This is a genomic window from Pseudomonas sp. SMN5, assembly GCF_052041925.1.
In the GTDB taxonomy this organism is placed as follows: Bacteria; Pseudomonadota; Gammaproteobacteria; order Pseudomonadales; family Pseudomonadaceae; genus Aquipseudomonas.
Genome location: NZ_JBKGGX010000012.1, coordinates 139,319 through 155,920, shown reverse-complemented (window position 1 = coordinate 155,920; position 16,602 = coordinate 139,319). Strand labels below are relative to the sequence as shown.

Sequence of the window (16,602 nt, the reverse complement as noted above, 5' to 3'; positions counted from 1 at the left end):
CCCCTATCCGCAGCGGGTTGGGTGGGGGCTTTTTTTACGACTTGCGCCAGCGAACATCAGTGCTTCAACACTGCCCGCCTCCTTCGGTAGGATGTGCCTTCGGTCCTGGAGGCTTCTACCATGCTTATCGGCGTCTTGCTGGTCATCACCTGGCTCATCCTCTTGTTGCGCTACCCGGCCAAGGCGTTGCCAGTGTCCCTGGCGGCATTCGTCGGGCTGGGCCTGGTGGCCGGCTGGGTGCTCTGGCAGGAAAACCGCGAGAACCGGCAGCTCGATCGCCTGGAACTGCGGGTGACCTACGCTCCCCAACACTGCCCCGCCGACCGTCCCCTGTCGTTGACCCTGAACAACGGCAACGACGTGCCGCTGACTGAGTTACGCTGGCGGATCGCGGCCTACGCCCCGGGGGACACCATCAATCTGGCTGACAACCCTTACGATGCACCGCGCTACCGTGGTCCCGGCGAACTGCAACCGGGCGCCAACTGGCAGGACTGCCTGCCCTTGCCGCCACTGCGTCCGGGCTATCGTGCGCAGAGCCTGGAGTTTCGCGCCGAGCGATTGCACGGTAGTTTCTCCAACTGACTCCACTTCTCTACTCTCTTGCACAAGGAATGCACCATGCCTGTCGCGTTGATCACCGGATGTTCCAGCGGCATCGGCCGCGCCCTGGCCGACGCCTTCAAGGCCGCCGGGTACCAGGTCTGGGCCAGTGCGCGTAAAGCTGAGGATGTGGCGGCGCTGGACGCTGCCGGGTTTACCGCCGTTCAGTTGGACGTGAATGATGGTGCGGCGCTGGAGCAGTTGAGCGAGCGGATCAACCGGCAGCACGGCGGCCTGGACGTGCTGATCAATAATGCTGGCTACGGCGCCATGGGCCCGCTGCTGGACGGTGGCGTGCCGGCCATGCAGCGTCAGTTCGAAACCAACGTGTTCGCCATCGTCGGGGTGACTCGGGCGCTGTTCCCGGTGCTGCGTCGGGCCAAGGGCCTGGTGGTGAATATCGGCAGCGTGTCCGGGGTGCTGGTCACGCCGTTTGCCGGAGCGTATTGCGCCTCGAAAGCGGCGGTGCACGCCTTGAGCGATGCGCTGCGCATGGAGCTGGCGCCGTTCAGGATCCGGGTGATGGAGGTCCAGCCCGGCGCCATTGCCTCCAGCTTTGCCAAGAACGCCGGTCATGAAGCCGAACAGTTGATCAGCGAGCAGTCGCCCTGGTGGCCGTTGCGCGACGGCATCCGTGCCCGGGCCAAGGCGTCCCAGGACAACCCCACCCCGGCCAGCGAATTCGCCGCCGGGCTGCTCAAGGCCGTCCGACAACCCAAGCCCCCGCGCTTGCTGCGCCTGGGCAACGGCAGCCGGTCGCTGCCGCTGATGGCAGGCTGGCTGCCCAAAGGGTTGCTGGAGAAGGGACTGATGAAACGGTTTGGCCTGGGGGGCTCGCTTTAACCCCGGGCACTGTTGGGGCGGCTCCGCCACCCAGCGGGAGCAAGCTCCCTCGCCACAGACGATCGGTGACTCCAAGCCCACCGCAGATCCCTGTGGGAGCGAGCCTGCTCGCGATGACGGCGGCACCTTCAACATCAATGCCAACTGCCCCACCGCTATCGCGAGCAAGCTCGCTCCCACAGGGGATTGGCGGTGAAGCGTATGGTTATCCCAAAGTCAGCGCCCAGCCTGGTTTTCCACCACCACCGTACACGTCATCCCCGCCGCCAGCAGCACACCCTGCGGCACTTCATCCAGATGGATACGCACCGGCACGCGCTGGGCCAGGCGGACCCAGTTGAAGGTCGGGTTAACGTCGGCGATCAACTCACGGCTCTGCGGGTTGTCGCGGTCGTAGATGCCGCGGGAGATGCTTTCCACATGGCCCTTGAGCACTTCGCCGCTCATCAGCTGCAACTGCGCCGAATCGCCGACGCGCACCTTGGGTAGCTTGGTTTCTTCGAAGAAGCCGTAGACCCAGAACGAATTCATATCCACCACGGCCATCTTCGCCTCGCCGATGCGCGCATAGTCGCCGCGATGCACATTGAGGTTGGTGACATAACCATCGACTGCCGCGCGGACTTCGGTGCGCGACAGGTTCAGCTCGGCCGCCTCCAGCTGCGCCTGGGCGTGCTGATAGTCGGCCAGAGCCGAGTCGGCGATATTGCTGGCGTCGTCGCGACTTTCCCGGGAGATCACCAGGCTGTCCAGGTCGGCGCGGCGATGGGCATTGACCTTGCGCATTTCCCAGGTGGCCTTGCGCGACGCCACCAGTGAGCGAGCCTGTTGCACCGCGATGCGGTAATGCTCGGGGTCGATGCGCATCAGCAGGTCGCCCTTTTTCACCAACTGGTTGTCGCGCACCGGCACGTCCACTACCTCACCGCTGACATCCGCCGCGACATTGATGATGTCGGCGCGCACCCGGCCATCGCGGGTCCATGGGGTGTTCATGTAGTGTTCCCACAGCGCGCGGCCAATCCACAGCGCCAGGGCCAGCACCAGCAGCGTCGCAAGCAGGCTGAAAAACTTTTTCATCGCATCGATCTCAACGGTAGACCGTCAGCGCCAGCGCGCCGAACAGGCAGGTAAACAGACTCAGGCGCAGCAGCGCCGGGTGCCAGAAATAGCGGTACAGGTCCAGTCCCGACAAAAAGCGATCCAACGCCCAGGCGAGGCCCGCGGCGATAAAAAACATCAGGGTCATGGTCGGCATGTACACGCCATGGAAGGCGATCTCACGGGGCATGTTCAGGTTCCTGGCGCAGCGGTGTGGCGTAGATCGCCAACGGTGATTGCGGGTCGAGCAACGAGGTGCGGATAAAGTGCAGGTAGCTTTTCACCCGACGCAGGGCCGAGGTGTCGAAGTGCGGTGCGAAGGGTTCGTCTGTGGCCTGCACCCGGCTGATGGCATGGTCCACCGCCACCAGGGCGCGCTGCAGATTGCTCGGGCCTGGCTGGCGGAACAGGCGCACCAGCGAGCGTCCCATCACGCGGATCGCCTGGCGCCACGGCTGGCTTTCGGCATACGCCGGATGCACGGGCAGGATGGCCTGTTCTTTGCGCAACTCGATGATCGCGTGACCGACCTCCAACACCACGAACATCCAGCGCAGCAGATCTCGCTGCACCTGGGGCTGCCCCGCCGCCAGCCCATAGGCCTGATGCAGCAGGTCCCGGGTACGACTTTCGAACCCCGACGCCAGGCCCTTGAGCTTGCCGCTGATGGCAAACACCACCTGTTCGCGCAGGTCCTGCTCGAGCCGGCGCCACAACCAGCGACTGTTGGGCGGCAGGATGATTGCCCCGGCGGCGGCGCAGACCAACATCCCGAGGATCATCGCGAGGTAATCGTTGATGAAGGCGTAGGGGTTGTAGACCGTCAGGTTGTCCGGCACCGAGCCGGTGCAGAAAAAAATCAGCAACCCCAGCCCGACCCCGGCGTACTGCGGTCGCGAACTGAGGAACGAGCCGAACATGATCACCGGCGCCAGCATCACGCAGAGCAAGGGGAAGCCGTCGATCAGCGGGAAGATGAAAAACATCTCGACGAAACCGACCAGCGCGCCGAACAAGGTGCCGCACGCCATCTGGAACGCCATGCGCTTGGGGTTCGGCGTGGCGGCTGACAGGCCTACCGTGGCGGCGGCGATCATGGTCATGGTCGCGCCGCTCGGCCAAGCGGTGGCGACCCAATAGCTGCCCAATACCAAAAGAATGAACGCCGCACGAAAGCCTGAAGCAGCCGCCGCCAGCCAATTGGTCTGCGGCACGAACGGCTCGTCCCAGCGCTCCCGTTCGTGGTGGTGCTCGGCCAGGGAAGCGTGGGTCAGCGCGTAGCCGTGCAGGTCGTCGACAAAGCGATAAAGCAGCTCATAGGCGGTGTGGAAATCCAGCTGTTGCGCGTCGCTGGGCTGCGTTTCCTGGAACGACACCCGCAGCCGCCGCACCTGGGCCGGCAGCTCGGCTTTGTACTGCGCCAGCGCCGACGCCAGGCGTGCCGCATCGGCATCGGTCAGGGCCCGGCCGCTGAAGCCGTCGAGCAATTCGGCCAGCGTATACAAACCGGGTTTGATGGCATCAACGACATGATCCGCCGCGCTGCTGCGCAGACGCTCAAGCAACTGGTGCAAGGCGTTAAAGCGCGTGGTGACGCCCATGAACTCGCTGTTCAAGCGACTGAGCCGACCGTTGCGCCGACGCATGTGCGGGTCCTCGAACACGGTCACGCTGCGCAGGCTTTCCAGCCCGACAGCCTCGGCAATGAAGCGTACGTTGCCGGCCTCGAACGCCTCGCGCCGGCTACGTCCGCGCAGCCCGTCGGTGACGAACAGGGCAAACACCCCGAAGCGCTGGTACAAGGCGTTGCGCATCGCGGCGCTGGCGGTCTGCGGCAGGATCGCGGCACTGACCAGGGTCGAACAGACGATCCCCAGGGAGATTTCCAGTACTCGCCAGACCGCCGCCATGAACGCCCCTTCCGGATGCGCCAGGGCCGGCAGGCCGATCATCGCCGCGGTGTAGCCGGCCAGCACGAAACCGTAGGCCCGGAAGTTGCGATAACGCGCCGCCCCCGCCGTACAGATGCCGACCCAGATCGTCAGGCAACCGAGGAACAGCTCGGTGTTCTGGGCAAACAGCGCAATCAACGCCACCATCACCGCCGAGCCGGCCAGGGTGCCGAGAAAGCGATAGAAACTCTTGGCGAACACCTGGCCGCTCTGGGGCTGCATCACGATGAACACGGTGATCATGGCGGTGCGCGGTTGCGGCAGCTCCAGGCGCATCGCCAGCCACAACGTCAGGAACGCGGCGAACAGGACCTTGAAGATGTACACCCAGGTCACCCCGTCGCTGCGGGCCCAATCGTAAAAGCCACGGCGCCATTCGAGGCGGTACAGCCAGCGCATGAGACTCAGCATCGTGGCGAGGGAGCTTGCTCCCGCTTGGGTGCGCAGCACCCACTTGTAGGTACAACCAGGGGGACTGCTTCGCAGTCCAGCGGGAGCAAGCTCCCTCGCCACGGTGCCTGGCTCAGGGGAGTGGGTTCGGGTGCGGTGTCGTTACCGGCGTCTAGCCCGCCACCCAGTGCCGTCACCAACTCGGCATGCACACTCAGCCGTGCGGCCTCTACCTGTTGTTGCACCTGCTGCTGCTTGAACAACAGACTCTGGGCATTGAGCACGTTGAGGTAATCGGTCAACCCGCGCTGGAAGGCAATCATGGCAATGTCGTAGGTACGCTGGGCGGCGGCCACCGATTCAGCGGCGAAGGCCTGTTGCTTATCCATGGATTGGCGGCGGATCAGCTGATCGGAAATGCTCTTGAGCGCATCGACCAGGGTCTGGTTGTAATGCGCGACCGCGACGTCGTAACCGGCCGCTGCCTCGCCCAACTGCGAACGCAGGCGCCCGCCGTCGAAGATCGGCAACGAAATGGCCGGCCCGACGCTGTAGGTGAGCTTCTTGCCCGTCAGAAACTCCAGCGCCCCGCCGCCGGTCGCCATGTAGCCGATGCTGCCCATCAGATCGACATTCGGGTAAAAACCGGCGCGAGCCACATCGATGCCACGGGCCTGGGCCGCGACTTGCCAGCGCCCGGCAACCACATCCGGACGCTGGCCGAGCAGTTCTGCGGGCAATGCCGAAGGCAGTTTCAACGGGGCGCCAAGAACCAGGGTTGGCCGTTTGAGCCCTGCCCCCTCACCCGGCCCCTTGCCTGCCAGCGCCGCCAGTTGATTGCGGCTCAAGGCGATGGCTTCATCCAGCGCGTCGAGTTGACGATGGGTCTCGGGCAGCGGCGCCTGGGCCTGGCTGACCTCGAAATGCGTGCCGATGCCGCCGTCCAGGCGCCTTTGCGCCAACTCCAGAATCTGCTCTTGCTGATGGAGCGTCGCGGCGACGATATCGCGTTGGGCGTAGTGCAACGAAAACCGGACGTAGGCCTGCACGATATTGTTCTGCAACTCCAGTTGCGCCTGGCGTCCTTCGGCGACGCTCATGTGCGCCAGGTCCACCGCCCGCCCGCTGGCGTTGCGTTCGCGGCCCCATAGGTCCAGTGCATAACTCAGGCCCAGACCCGCGTTATTGTCCCAGGTGGTGGTGTTGGCCAACTCGCCGGGGCCATAGAACTGATCGGTGGGCCAGTTGTGGCGCTTGAGGGTCGCATCAGCGTTGACCTGCAGCGACTCGGCCGCCTCGGCCACACCGGCCAGGGCCTTGGCCTGACGCACCCGGGCCGCCGCCATGGCGAGGCTCGGGCTGTCTTGCAGCGCCGTTTCGATCCAGCGATCCAATTGCGGGTCGCCGTAGGCCGTCCACCACTGTCGGGTGGGCCAGTGGGCGTCGTGCGCGGCCTCGCGGATGGCGGCGTCGGTCGCCAGTTGATTGACCGGCAACGCCTCGCCTTGCGGCGCAATCCCTCCTGTCCCGATGCAACCGCTGATGGCTGACGTCAAAACCCAAACACTGAGAGTCTTCAGCTCTCTGCTGATGCAACGCGGCACTGGCGAAAAATTCCTGAGGTGGGCATGACGTCGTGAAAGTAGCAACTGTTGCCGCTAAACCTGTGGGAGCGAGCTTGCTCGCGATGGCGGCGTCACATTCAACATCTTGGCAAGCTGATACTCCGCTATCGCGAGCAAGCTCGCTCCCACACGAGGCCCGGGCTAGGACCTCGGTGCAAGGCGCTCCAACAGTGCCGGCAATTCTAGGTACGCCACCCACCGGCGATAAGCCGACCTTTCTGCGAATCTTTGTTACCGTTAACGCGATAATCCATAAGTCGGGGTCGGTATCGCCGTAACTTCATGTCACAATTTGCCACCTCCCAAGAGAGCCCCCCATGGACACTTTGCAAAACATGCGCGCGTTCAGCTGTGTTGCCGAAGCCGGCAGCTTCACCGCCGCTGCCGTGCAACTGGACACCACCACAGCCAATGTCTCGCGTGCGGTTTCCAACCTGGAAGCCCATCTGCAAACCCGGTTGCTCAACCGCACCACCCGCCGCATCGCGCTGACCGAAGCCGGTAAACGCTATCTGCTGCGCTGCGAGCAGATCCTGGCGTACGTCGAGGAAGCCGAAGCCGAGGCCAGCGATGCCCATGCGCGCCCCGCCGGCCAGTTGAAAGTCCATACCATGACCGGTATCGGCCAGCATTTCGTGATCGACGCCATTGCCCGGTATCGCAAGACCCATCCGGACGTGAGCTTCGACCTGACCCTGGCCAACCGCGTGCCGGACATCCTCGACGAGGGCTACGACGTGTCCATCGTGCTCGCCAGCGAGCTGCCGGATTCAGGCTTCGTCTCCCAGCGCCTGGGCATCACCTACAGCATCGTCTGCGCGTCGCCGGCCTACGTGAAAGCCAGCGGCTGCCCACAAAAGCCCAGCGACCTGCTCAACCACGCGTGCCTGCGCCTGGTCAGTCCGGTCATTCCGCTGGAGAAATGGGTGTTTGACGGCCCCGAGGGCCAAGAGATGGTGACCATCAACAGCTCACCGTTCCTGGTGAATTCCGCCGATGCCATGAAAACCGCAATCACCAGCGGCATGGGCGTGGGGGTATTGCCGGTGTACGCGGCCATCGAGGGGCTGCGCAACGGCACGCTGGTGCGGGTCATGCCGAACTACCGCTCCCAGGAACTGAACCTCTATGCGATCTACCCTTCGCGCCAATACCTGGACGCGAAGATCAAGACCTGGGTCGAATACCTGCGCGGCTCATTACCGGAAATTCTCGCGGCGCACCAGGCCGAGCTGACGGCCTATGAGTTGAGCGGAAGCCTGGCCGGCGCACGGGTCGCGAGCTGAAGCCGCAGGTGTGCGCCAGATGGGAAATTCAGCGTTTGCCCATCGACCGGCGTGTACCGGGAGGCGCAGCGCCTGGGGTCTTGGTGTGGCCGTTCTTCACACCGTTCTTGTACCAAGGCTGCTGCGCAGCACCTTTGGCTGCGGCCAGTTCGCCGGGCTTGAATGGGAATTTGAAGGCCGGAATCGATGCTTTTTCACCCTCGGCGCTAGAAACATCGCTGGCGGGCAATTCGGCCTGTTCGTCGGTAGCCGACGGTGTCTGGGAAGTCATGTAAATAGTTTCACTTAAGGTGGGGACATCAATCCGTGGCGAGGGAGCCTGCTCCCGCTGGGACGGTCCGACGTCTTGGGCGCAGCAGCCCTAAAATCCATGCCGTGCGGGCCGCGAAAGGCGGCAGTATACCCGCCCGCCATCGCAATGCATCGGCCAGATTGGCTCAGGGCCACCACCGTCCGACAGAACGCCAGGACAAAACTGACAAGCCTGACAGTTAGGCGTCACCTTCCTGACCGCCTCGCAACGCTATATAAGAACAATCACAATCCTATCGTCCCGAACCGGCGCTCCACATACATGCACACCCAGAAGAAAACCGTCCTGCTCGTTGCGCTCCTGATCGCCCTTGCGGCGCCGCTCCTCTGGTTTGTCACAAGACCCGTCGCCCACAAAACCGCAGCCCCCGCCGCCGTTCCGGTACGGGTCGTCAGCGTGGAGCAAAAGGATGTGCCGCGCTTCGCCAGTGGCATCGGCACGGTGCTGTCGCTGCACAGCGTGGTGATCCGTCCGCAGATCGACGGCATTCTCACCCGGGTGCTGGTCAAGGAAGGGCAACGGGTCAGCAAAGGTGATCTGCTGGCGACCATCGACGACCGCTCGATCCGCGCCAGCCTCGACCAGGCCCGCGCCCAGCTCGGCGAGAGCCAGGCACAGCTGGTGGTGGCCCAGGTCAATCTCAAGCGCTACAAATTGTTGAGCGTCGATGACGGCGTATCGAAGCAGACCTACGACCAGCAACAGGCGCTGGTGAACCAACTCAAGGCGACCGCCCAGGGCAACCAGGCGGCCATCGATGCGGCCCAGGTGCAACTGTCTTACACCCAGATCCGTTCGCCGGTGTCCGGCCGCGTCGGTATCCGCAACGTCGACCCAGGCAATTTCCTGCGCACCAGCGATGCCGACGGTCTGTTTACCGTGACCCAGATCGACCCGATCGCCGTTGAGTTCTCCCTGCCCCAGCAAATGCTGCCCACCCTGCAACGACTGATCGCGGCCCCCGACCAGGCCCTGGTCAAGGCCTACATCGGCGCCGAAGGCACTACCTCGGGGGAACTGCTTGGCGAGGGACGCCTGAGCCTCATCGACAACCAGATCAACGCCAGCACCGGCACTCTGCGGGCCAAGGCCGAGTTCGACAACGCCGCGCAACGCTTGTGGCCGGGGCAACTGGTGACCCTGAAGATCCAGACCGCCGTCGACAAGGGCGCCCTGGTAGTTCCACCGACTGTCGTCCAGCGCGGGCTGGAGCAACACTTCGTGTACCGGGTCAAGGGCGACAAGGTCGAAAGCGTGCCGGTGAAGACGGTGTACCAGGACAGTGACATGCAGATCATCCAAGGCGTGAACGCCGGCGACCAGTTGGTGAGCGACGGCCAGTCGCGGCTCAAGCCGGGCTCCAGCGTCCAGGTCCTGAGCGACCCTGCGGCCCTGGCCAAGACCTCGGAGCCGCAGCCATGAAAGGCCGCGGCTCGATCTCGGCCTGGTGCATCGACCACCCCATCGCCACAGTCCTGCTGACCTTTGCCCTGGTGCTGTTGGGCTTTATCGCGTTTCCCAAGCTCCCGGTCGCGCCGCTGCCGGAGGCGGAATTCCCGACCATTCAGGTCAACGCCCAACTGCCCGGCGCCAGCCCGGAAACCATGGCCTCCTCGGTGGCAACCCCGTTGGAGGTGCAATTCAGCGCGATCCCCGGCATTACCCAGATGACCTCCAGCAGCGCCCTGGGCTCGACCAACCTGATCCTGCAATTCAGCCTCGACAAAAGCATCGATACCGCCGCCCAGGAAGTCCAGGCGGCCATCAACACCGCTGCCGGCAAACTGCCCAACGATATGCCGAACCTGCCGACCTGGCGCAAGGTCAACCCCGCCGACAGCCCCGTGCTGATCCTCAGCATCAGCTCCACCCTGATGCCCGGCACCGAACTGAGCGACTACGTCGAGACCCTGCTCTCGCGTCAGATCAGCCAGATCGATGGCGTAGGACAAGTCAACATCACCGGCCAACAACGCCCGGCGATCCGGATCCAGGCTTCGGCCGACCGGCTCGCGGCCATCGGCCTGACCCTGGCGGACATCCGCGTGGCGCTGCAACAGGCCAGCCTCAACCTGGCCAAAGGCGCGCTGTATGGCGACTCGAGCATTTCCACCCTGTCCACCAACGACCAGCTGTTCCAGCCCGAGGAATACGGTGAGCTGATCGTCTCCTACAGGAATGGCGCGCCGGTTCACCTTCGGGACATCGCCAAGGTAGTCAACGGCTCGGAAAACGCCTACGTCCAGGCCTGGGCCGACGACGAGCCGGGAGTCAACCTGGTGATTTTCCGGCAACCGGGGGCGAACATCGTCGAGACGGTCGACCGCGTCCAGGCTGCGTTGCCCGCCCTGCAAGCCATGTTGCCTGCCGCGGTGCAGGTCAAGGTGCTGATCGACCGCACCCAGACCATCCGTGCCTCGTTGCACGAAGTGGAACTGACCCTGTTGATCGCGGTATTGCTGGTGGTGGCGGTGATGGCGTTGTTCCTGCGCCAGCTCTCGGCCACCTTGATCGTCTCGGCGGTGCTGGGGGTTTCGCTGACGGCCAGTTTCGCCCTGATGTACGTGATGGGGTTCAGCCTCAACAACCTGACCCTGGTGGCGATCGTCATCTCGGTGGGGTTCGTGGTGGACGATGCGATTGTGGTGGTAGAGAACATCCACCGGCACCTGGAGGCCGGCGACGGCATGCGCGAGGCGGCGATCAAGGGCGCCGGCGAAATCGGCTTCACCGTGGTGTCCATCAGCTTTTCGCTGATCGCCGCGTTCATTCCGTTGTTGTTCATGGGCGGCGTGGTCGGGCGGCTGTTCAAGGAGTTTGCCCTGACGGCCACCTCGACCATCCTGATTTCGGTGGTGGTCTCGCTCACCCTGGCGCCGACACTGGCCACGCTGTTCATGCGTGCCCCGGTGCATCATGCCCACGCCCAACCGGGGTTCGGCGAGCGCCTGGTGGGCTGGTACGAACATGGCCTGCGCCGGGCCCTGGCCCATCAAAGGCTGATGCTCGGCGTGTTCGGCCTGACCCTGGCCCTGGCGGTGGTCGGCTACGTGTTCATTCCCAAGGGCTTCTTCCCAGTGCAGGACACCGGTCTGGTACTGGGCACCAGCGAAGCCGCCGCCGATGTGTCCTTCCCGGACATGGTCGCCAAGCATAAGGCCCTGGCCGAAATCGTCGCCGCCGACCCGGCCGTGCAGACGTTCTCGCACTCCGTCGGCGTCTCGGGCAGCAACCAGACCATCGCCAACGGCCGCTTCTGGATCGCCCTCAAGCCCCGGGACCAGCGTGACGTGTCGGCCAGCGGCTTCATCGACCGGATACGCCCGAAACTGCTGACTATCCCCGGCGTGGTGCTCTACCTGCGGGCCGGGCAGGACATCAACCTCAGCTCAGGCCCGAGCCGCGCCCAGTACCAGTATGTGCTCAAGAGCAACGACGGGCCGAGCCTCAACGCCTGGGCGCAAAAACTTACCGACAAGCTGCGTGGCAATCCGGCGTTCCGCGACATCTCCAATGATTTGCAACTGGGCGGCAGTGTCACTCACATCAACATCGACCGCAGCGCGGCGGCGCGCTTCGGCCTGAGCGCCACGGATGTCGACCAGGCCCTGTACGACGCCTTCGGCCAGCGCCAGATCAATGAATTCCAGACCGAGACCAACCAGTACAACGTGATCCTGGAGCTCGATACCCACCAGCGCGGCAGGGCCGAAAGCCTGGCGTACTTCTACCTGCGTTCGCCCCTGAGCGGGGAAATGGTGCCGCTCTCGGCCCTGGCCCGCTTCGATGCACCGAGCAACGGCCCGCTGTCCATCGCCCACGACGGCATGTTCCCGGCCGCCAACCTGTCGTTCAACCTGGCGCCGGGCGTGGCGCTGGGCGACGCGGTGCGCATGCTCGACCAGGCCAAGAACGAGATCGGCATGCCGGCCGCCATCACCGGTAACTTCCAGGGCGCGGCCCAGGCCTTCCAGAGCTCCCTCGCCAGCCAGCCGTGGCTGATCCTCGCCGCACTGGTGGCGGTGTACATCATCCTCGGCGTGCTCTACGAGAGTTTCGTGCATCCGTTGACGATCATCTCCACCCTGCCCTCGGCCGGCCTCGGCGCGCTGATCATGCTCTGGCTGCTGGGCCAGGATTTTTCGATCATGGCGCTGATCGGGCTGGTGCTGTTGATCGGCATCGTCAAGAAGAACGGCATCCTGATGATCGACTTCGCCCTCGATGCCCAGCGCAACCGTGGGCTGGCGCCGCAAGAGGCAATTTTCCAGGCCTGCCTGACACGGTTCCGGCCGATCATGATGACCACCCTGGCGGCCCTGCTCGGCGCCCTGCCGCTGATGCTCGGCTATGGCCCCGGCGCGGAGCTGCGCCAGCCGTTGGGCATCGCGGTGGTAGGCGGCCTGCTGGTGAGCCAGGCGCTGACGCTGTTCACCACACCGGTCATATACTTAGGGCTCGAGCGGCTGTTCCATCGGCGCCCCCTTCCACCTGAGCCCGCGCCAGCCACGGCGCTGACGACCACAGACTGAGGCCGGGCCATGCGCGTTCTGATCATCGAAGACGAAGAAAAAACCGCGGACTACCTGCACCGGGGCCTGACCGAACAGGGCTACACCGTGGATGTGGCGCCGGACGGCATCGAGGGGCTGCACTTGGCCCTGGAGACCGACTACGCGGTGATCGTGCTCGACGTGATGCTGCCCGGCCTGGACGGCTTCGGCGTGCTACGGGCCCTGCGCGCACGCAAACAGACGCCAGTGATCATGCTCACTGCCCGCGAACGGGTCGAAGATCGCATCAAGGGCCTGCGCGACGGCGCCGACGATTACCTGGGCAAGCCGTTCTCATTCCTGGAGCTGGTGGCCCGCCTGCAAGCCCTGACCCGGCGCAGCGGCGGCCATGAACCCGTGCAGGTGAGCATCGCCGACCTGTGGATCGACCTGATCAGCCGCAAGGCCACCCGCGCCGGCCAACGCCTGGACCTGACCGCCAAGGAGTTCTCCCTGCTCAGTGTCCTGGCTCGCCGACAAGGGGAGATCCTCTCGAAAACCGCCATTGCCGAAATGGTCTGGGACATCAACTTCGACAGCGACGCCAACGTGGTGGAAGTGGCCATCAAGCGCCTGCGCGCCAAGCTCGATGGCCCCTTCGAGCACAAGCTGCTGCACACCATTCGTGGGATGGGCTATGTGCTCGAGAGCCGCCATGAGTAACAGCATCGCGCTGCGCCTGAGTGGCCTGTTCACGCTGGTCGCGGCACTGGTGTTCCTGTTGATCGGCGGCGCGCTGTACCAGCAAGTGGAAAAAGGCCTGGGCCTGTTGCCCGAAGCCGAACTCGATGCTCGCTACAGCGTGCTCGAGTCCACGGTGGGCCGTTACGGCACGCCAGAGCACTGGGTCAAGATCCACAACAAACTGCGCTTGCTGGGCGAAGAGGACAAGCGCATCCATTTCTGGATCATCAGCGGTGACGCGAAGTATGAATACGGCGATCCCGATGAGCAGATCCGCGCCTTTGCCGCAGGCCCGCTGGGCAAACGCGACCTGAAGCTGCCTCACCGGCACTACCCGATGAAGGTACTGGTGAGCCAGTTTCCCGCCAAGGACCAGCGCCCGCCGTTGCGTTTCATGATCGGCATCGACACCGAGACGTTCTACCAGACCCAGCATCATCTGTTGGTGGCGCTGGTGAGCCTGGCCATCATCGGCGTGGTCCTGGCCTCGTTGCTGGGTTACTGGGTGGCGCGCATCGGCCTCAAGCCATTGATCAAACTGTCCGATGAGGCCCGGCGCCTGGCGCCTCCACGCCTGTCCGGGCGCTTGCACCTGTCGCCGCTGCCGCCGGAGCTGAACCAGTTCGTCAGTTCCTTCAACGCCACCCTCGACCGGGTCGAACAGGCTTACTCGCGGCTGGAGTCCTTCAACGCCGACGTTGCCCATGAACTGCGCTCGCCCCTGACCAACCTGATCGGCCAGACCCAGGTGGCCCTGACCCGTGGGCGCTCGGCCGAACATTACTTCGAAGTCCTGCAATCCAATCTCGAAGAGCTGGAGCGACTGCGCTCGATCATCAATGACATGTTGTTCCTCGCCAGCGCCGACCAGGGCAGCAAGGCCACCAAGTTGACCAACGCCTCTCTGGCCGGCGAGGTGGCGACCACCCTCGATTACCTGGACTTCATCCTCGAAGATGCCCAGGTCCAGGTCCGCGTCAGCGGCGACGCCCAGGCCAACATCGAGATCGCTCACCTGCGCCGTGCGCTGATCAACCTGCTGAGCAACGCCGTGCAACACACCGCGCCCGGACAGGTCATAGACGTGCGCATCGAGGCCGCCGGCGACCAGATCACCCTCGCCGTCACCAACCCCGGTGAACCGATTGCCGGCGTACACCTGCCGCGCCTGTTCGAGCGCTTCTATCGGGTCGATGCCTCACGCAGCAACAGCGGCGCCAATCACGGGCTGGGCCTGGCCATCGTCAAGGCCATCGCATTGATGCATGGCGGGGATGTGTTCGTGCGCAGCGACCAAGGCGCCAACACGTTCGGGATCCGCTTGCCGGCCTGACACCTGCCAAGGCTCGGGCCACGCTCGCACGGTTTCCCAGCCGCTGAATGCTGGGCGAAAGCCAGCTGGAGCAGAATATCCGGACATTCGCCTACACCTCTGAGTTATTGCGCGAACACCGATTGCTCGCCCTCGCCGATCCAAGCACAATTAAGCAAAAGGCCAGCATCTGGTTCATTGCCGGTGATGCGACCCTACGGGATGGATCCCGGCCACACACAATGCAGACACCCGAACCATGAGCGCGAGCAGTGCGACACCCGGCAACACCCCGCTTCCGATCCGTTCGGAGCGTGTACTCGTACTGGCCAGCTCCCTGGTGGTCGTAGCCATCCTGAGCATCGTGACCTTCCTGTTGATTCGCGAACAGGCCAGCGCCCAACAGGATGCAACGCGCGCGGCGACCAACATCGTGCAATTGATCGATGCCGATGTGCTGCGCAATGTCGAACTCTACGATCTGTCGCTGCAGGGCCTGATTGCCGCCGCTAAACGCGACGACCTGCAGGGCGTTTCGCCGGCGATCCGTCACCTTGCCCTGTTCGACCGCGCCACTGCCGCCCCCTATAAAGGCGACATTCTGCTGCTCGACAAGCGCGGCGACGTGATCGCCGACTCCGCCTCGGTCGAGCCGCGCAAGGGTAACTACGCTGATCGGGAATATTTCCAGTCCCATGTCCAGGACCCGAGCCCGCGCATGATGATCAGTCGCCCGTTCCGGGCAAGAAGTGACGAGCACGACTGGCGCATCAGCTTCAGCTATCGACTGAACGACGAACAGGGTGGTTTTCTAGGGGTAGCGGAGGCCGCGATGCGCCTGAGCTACTTCAGCCAATTATTCAAAAGCCTGAACATCGGTCATGGCGGCACGGTCAACCTGGTCAGCCGCGACGGCATCCTCCTGGCACAGGAACCGCCGCTGGCCGAAGACATGATTGGCCGGGACTTCAGCAAACGACCGAACTTCGTGCGCATCCTGCGTGAAGGCAACGGCAGTTTCACCGGCGTCTCCAGCGTCGATCAGACACTACGCCTGTACACCTTTTCCCAGGTTGGCGACCTGCCGCTGATTGTCGTGGTGGCGCTGTCCTCCAAATCGGTGTTCGCCTCCTGGGAACGCACCGCGCTGCTGGTCAGCGGTGCTACGGGTGCTCTGTGCATCGGTTTGCTCTGGCTCACCTGGTTGCTGCGCCGCGAACTGAGACGCCGCCACAGAGCCGAGCGAGAACTGGCCCACCTGGCGTCCGTCGACGCATTGACCGGCCTGGCGAACCGCCGCGCCCTGGATGAAACCCTGCGACAGGAATGGTTGCGGGCCCAGCGCTCAGGCCAGCCGCTGTCGGTATTGATGATTGACGCGGACCACTTCAAAGCATTCAACGACCGCTACGGCCACCCGCGCGGTGACGCGGCCCTGCGGGCTCTGGCCCAGGTCATCAACCAACACGTGCGCCGCCCCGCCGACCTGGCAGCGCGCTACGGTGGCGAAGAGTTCTCGGTGATCCTTCCAGAAACAACCACCGCCGGCGCCTTCACCATGGCTCAGAACATCCGCGAAGCGGTGGAGCAACTGCCAGCCACCATCGCCGGCGACACGCCGATGACGGTCAGCATTGGCATCGCGACCTGGGCGCAAGGGCCCTATGGCGAAGTCCAACAACTGCTGCTGGCTGCGGACAAAGCGCTGTACCAGGCCAAGGCGAGTGGGCGCAATCGGGTGGTTTGTGCGATGTGATGTGCTGGTGACGGCGTTCATCCTGCGGGGGCAGGCGCGCGCACGAGGGCGTCGTGTCTCCCAGTACATGGTTGACTGACAGGCCGCCATCGCGAGCAGGCTCGCTCCCACAATGGATAGGCTACAACCGCAGAGCCAGGTTGGCTGCAGGCCGCCTTCGCCGAATCGCCGCCCGGAGCAAACC

Annotated in this window: 13 protein-coding genes; 8 read left to right on the top strand and 5 right to left on the bottom strand. The window is 64.2% G+C overall.

What is annotated here, in order from left to right; translation table 11 throughout:
* Positions 1 to 120 precede the first annotated feature (120 nt).
* Together ACLEJR_RS14490 and ACLEJR_RS14485 are read left to right on the top strand one after the other, a co-directional pair.
* Positions 121 to 585 carry a multidrug transporter gene (locus ACLEJR_RS14490; RefSeq protein WP_440814733.1) on the top strand — a complete coding sequence of 155 codons (465 nt, stop codon included), beginning with the start codon at positions 121 to 123 and terminating at the stop codon, positions 583 to 585.
* Between the two features lie 36 nt (positions 586 to 621).
* On the top strand, positions 622 to 1,446 hold the full coding sequence (locus tag ACLEJR_RS14485; RefSeq protein WP_440814731.1) for an SDR family oxidoreductase: 825 nt from the start codon (positions 622 to 624) through the stop codon (positions 1,444 to 1,446).
* A gap of 216 nt (positions 1,447 to 1,662) precedes the next feature.
* Here the strand turns inward: ACLEJR_RS14485 and ACLEJR_RS14480 are convergent, their stop codons facing one another.
* The 4 genes from ACLEJR_RS14480 to ACLEJR_RS14465 are packed head-to-tail and all read right to left on the bottom strand — an operon-like array spanning position 1,663 to position 6,493.
* Positions 1,663 to 2,526: an efflux RND transporter periplasmic adaptor subunit gene (locus tag ACLEJR_RS14480; protein WP_440798786.1), complete on the bottom strand. Its 864-nt coding sequence runs from the start codon at positions 2,524 to 2,526 to the stop codon at positions 1,663 to 1,665.
* A gap of 10 nt (positions 2,527 to 2,536) precedes the next feature.
* Positions 2,537 to 2,737 carry a DUF1656 domain-containing protein gene (locus ACLEJR_RS14475; protein WP_440814730.1) on the bottom strand — a complete coding sequence of 67 codons (201 nt, stop codon included), beginning with the start codon at positions 2,735 to 2,737 and terminating at the stop codon, positions 2,537 to 2,539.
* On the bottom strand, positions 2,727 to 4,898 hold the full coding sequence (locus ACLEJR_RS14470) for an FUSC family protein (RefSeq protein WP_440814727.1): 2,172 nt from the start codon (positions 4,896 to 4,898) through the stop codon (positions 2,727 to 2,729). The genes ACLEJR_RS14475 and ACLEJR_RS14470 overlap by 11 nt, the downstream gene beginning before the upstream one ends.
* A gap of 5 nt (positions 4,899 to 4,903) precedes the next feature.
* Positions 4,904 to 6,493: an efflux transporter outer membrane subunit gene (locus tag ACLEJR_RS14465; protein WP_440814726.1), complete on the bottom strand. Its 1,590-nt coding sequence runs from the start codon at positions 6,491 to 6,493 to the stop codon at positions 4,904 to 4,906.
* A 338-nt stretch (positions 6,494 to 6,831) separates the two neighbouring features.
* Between ACLEJR_RS14465 and ACLEJR_RS14460 the strand changes: the two genes are divergently transcribed.
* Positions 6,832 to 7,800, top strand: a complete 969-nt coding sequence (locus ACLEJR_RS14460; protein ID WP_440798794.1) for a LysR family transcriptional regulator — start codon at positions 6,832 to 6,834, stop codon at positions 7,798 to 7,800.
* Positions 7,801 to 7,828: 28 nt separating this feature from the next.
* Here the strand turns inward: ACLEJR_RS14460 and ACLEJR_RS14455 are convergent, their stop codons facing one another.
* On the bottom strand, positions 7,829 to 8,071 hold the full coding sequence (locus ACLEJR_RS14455; protein WP_440814724.1) for a hypothetical protein: 243 nt from the start codon (positions 8,069 to 8,071) through the stop codon (positions 7,829 to 7,831).
* A gap of 303 nt (positions 8,072 to 8,374) precedes the next feature.
* Between ACLEJR_RS14455 and ACLEJR_RS14450 the strand changes: the two genes are divergently transcribed.
* From ACLEJR_RS14450 to ACLEJR_RS14430, 5 genes are all read left to right on the top strand, one after another.
* Entirely contained in the window at positions 8,375 to 9,535 is a 1,161-nt protein-coding gene (locus ACLEJR_RS14450; protein ID WP_440814722.1) for an efflux RND transporter periplasmic adaptor subunit, read from the top strand.
* The gene (locus tag ACLEJR_RS14445) at positions 9,532 to 12,645 is read left to right on the top strand and encodes a multidrug efflux RND transporter permease subunit (protein WP_440814720.1); all 3,114 of its coding nucleotides are present in this window, start codon (positions 9,532 to 9,534) and stop codon (positions 12,643 to 12,645) included. Before ACLEJR_RS14450 ends, ACLEJR_RS14445 begins: the two co-directional genes overlap by 4 nt.
* A gap of 9 nt (positions 12,646 to 12,654) precedes the next feature.
* Positions 12,655 to 13,329, top strand: a complete 675-nt coding sequence (locus ACLEJR_RS14440; RefSeq protein ID WP_440798800.1) for a heavy metal response regulator transcription factor — start codon at positions 12,655 to 12,657, stop codon at positions 13,327 to 13,329.
* Entirely contained in the window at positions 13,322 to 14,683 is a 1,362-nt protein-coding gene (locus tag ACLEJR_RS14435; RefSeq protein WP_440814717.1) for a heavy metal sensor histidine kinase, read from the top strand. The genes ACLEJR_RS14440 and ACLEJR_RS14435 overlap by 8 nt, the downstream gene beginning before the upstream one ends.
* Positions 14,684 to 14,921: 238 nt before the next feature.
* A complete protein-coding gene (locus ACLEJR_RS14430) occupies positions 14,922 to 16,418 on the top strand; it encodes a GGDEF domain-containing protein (protein WP_440814715.1) in 1,497 nt (498 codons plus the stop codon).
* Positions 16,419 to 16,602: the final 184 nt, after the last annotated feature.

What these genes read in the sequence shown, in the direction of transcription:
- ACLEJR_RS14490 (WP_440814733.1), top strand. Translation starts at nt 121, where the DNA reads ATGCTTATCGGCGTCTTGCTGGTCATCACCTGGCTCATCCTCTTGTTG.
- ACLEJR_RS14485 (WP_440814731.1), top strand. Translation starts at nt 622, where the DNA reads ATGCCTGTCGCGTTGATCACCGGATGTTCCAGCGGCATCGGCCGCGCC.
- ACLEJR_RS14480 (WP_440798786.1), bottom strand. Translation starts at nt 2,526, where the DNA reads ATGAAAAAGTTTTTCAGCCTGCTTGCGACGCTGCTGGTGCTGGCCCTG.
- ACLEJR_RS14475 (WP_440814730.1), bottom strand. Translation starts at nt 2,737, where the DNA reads ATGCCCCGTGAGATCGCCTTCCATGGCGTGTACATGCCGACCATGACC.
- ACLEJR_RS14470 (WP_440814727.1), bottom strand. Translation starts at nt 4,898, where the DNA reads ATGCGCTGGCTGTACCGCCTCGAATGGCGCCGTGGCTTTTACGATTGG.
- ACLEJR_RS14460 (WP_440798794.1), top strand. Translation starts at nt 6,832, where the DNA reads ATGGACACTTTGCAAAACATGCGCGCGTTCAGCTGTGTTGCCGAAGCC.
- ACLEJR_RS14455 (WP_440814724.1), bottom strand. Translation starts at nt 8,071, where the DNA reads ATGACTTCCCAGACACCGTCGGCTACCGACGAACAGGCCGAATTGCCC.
- ACLEJR_RS14450 (WP_440814722.1), top strand. Translation starts at nt 8,375, where the DNA reads ATGCACACCCAGAAGAAAACCGTCCTGCTCGTTGCGCTCCTGATCGCC.
- ACLEJR_RS14445 (WP_440814720.1), top strand. Translation starts at nt 9,532, where the DNA reads ATGAAAGGCCGCGGCTCGATCTCGGCCTGGTGCATCGACCACCCCATC.
- ACLEJR_RS14440 (WP_440798800.1), top strand. Translation starts at nt 12,655, where the DNA reads ATGCGCGTTCTGATCATCGAAGACGAAGAAAAAACCGCGGACTACCTG.
- ACLEJR_RS14435 (WP_440814717.1), top strand. Translation starts at nt 13,322, where the DNA reads ATGAGTAACAGCATCGCGCTGCGCCTGAGTGGCCTGTTCACGCTGGTC.
- ACLEJR_RS14430 (WP_440814715.1), top strand. Translation starts at nt 14,922, where the DNA reads ATGAGCGCGAGCAGTGCGACACCCGGCAACACCCCGCTTCCGATCCGT.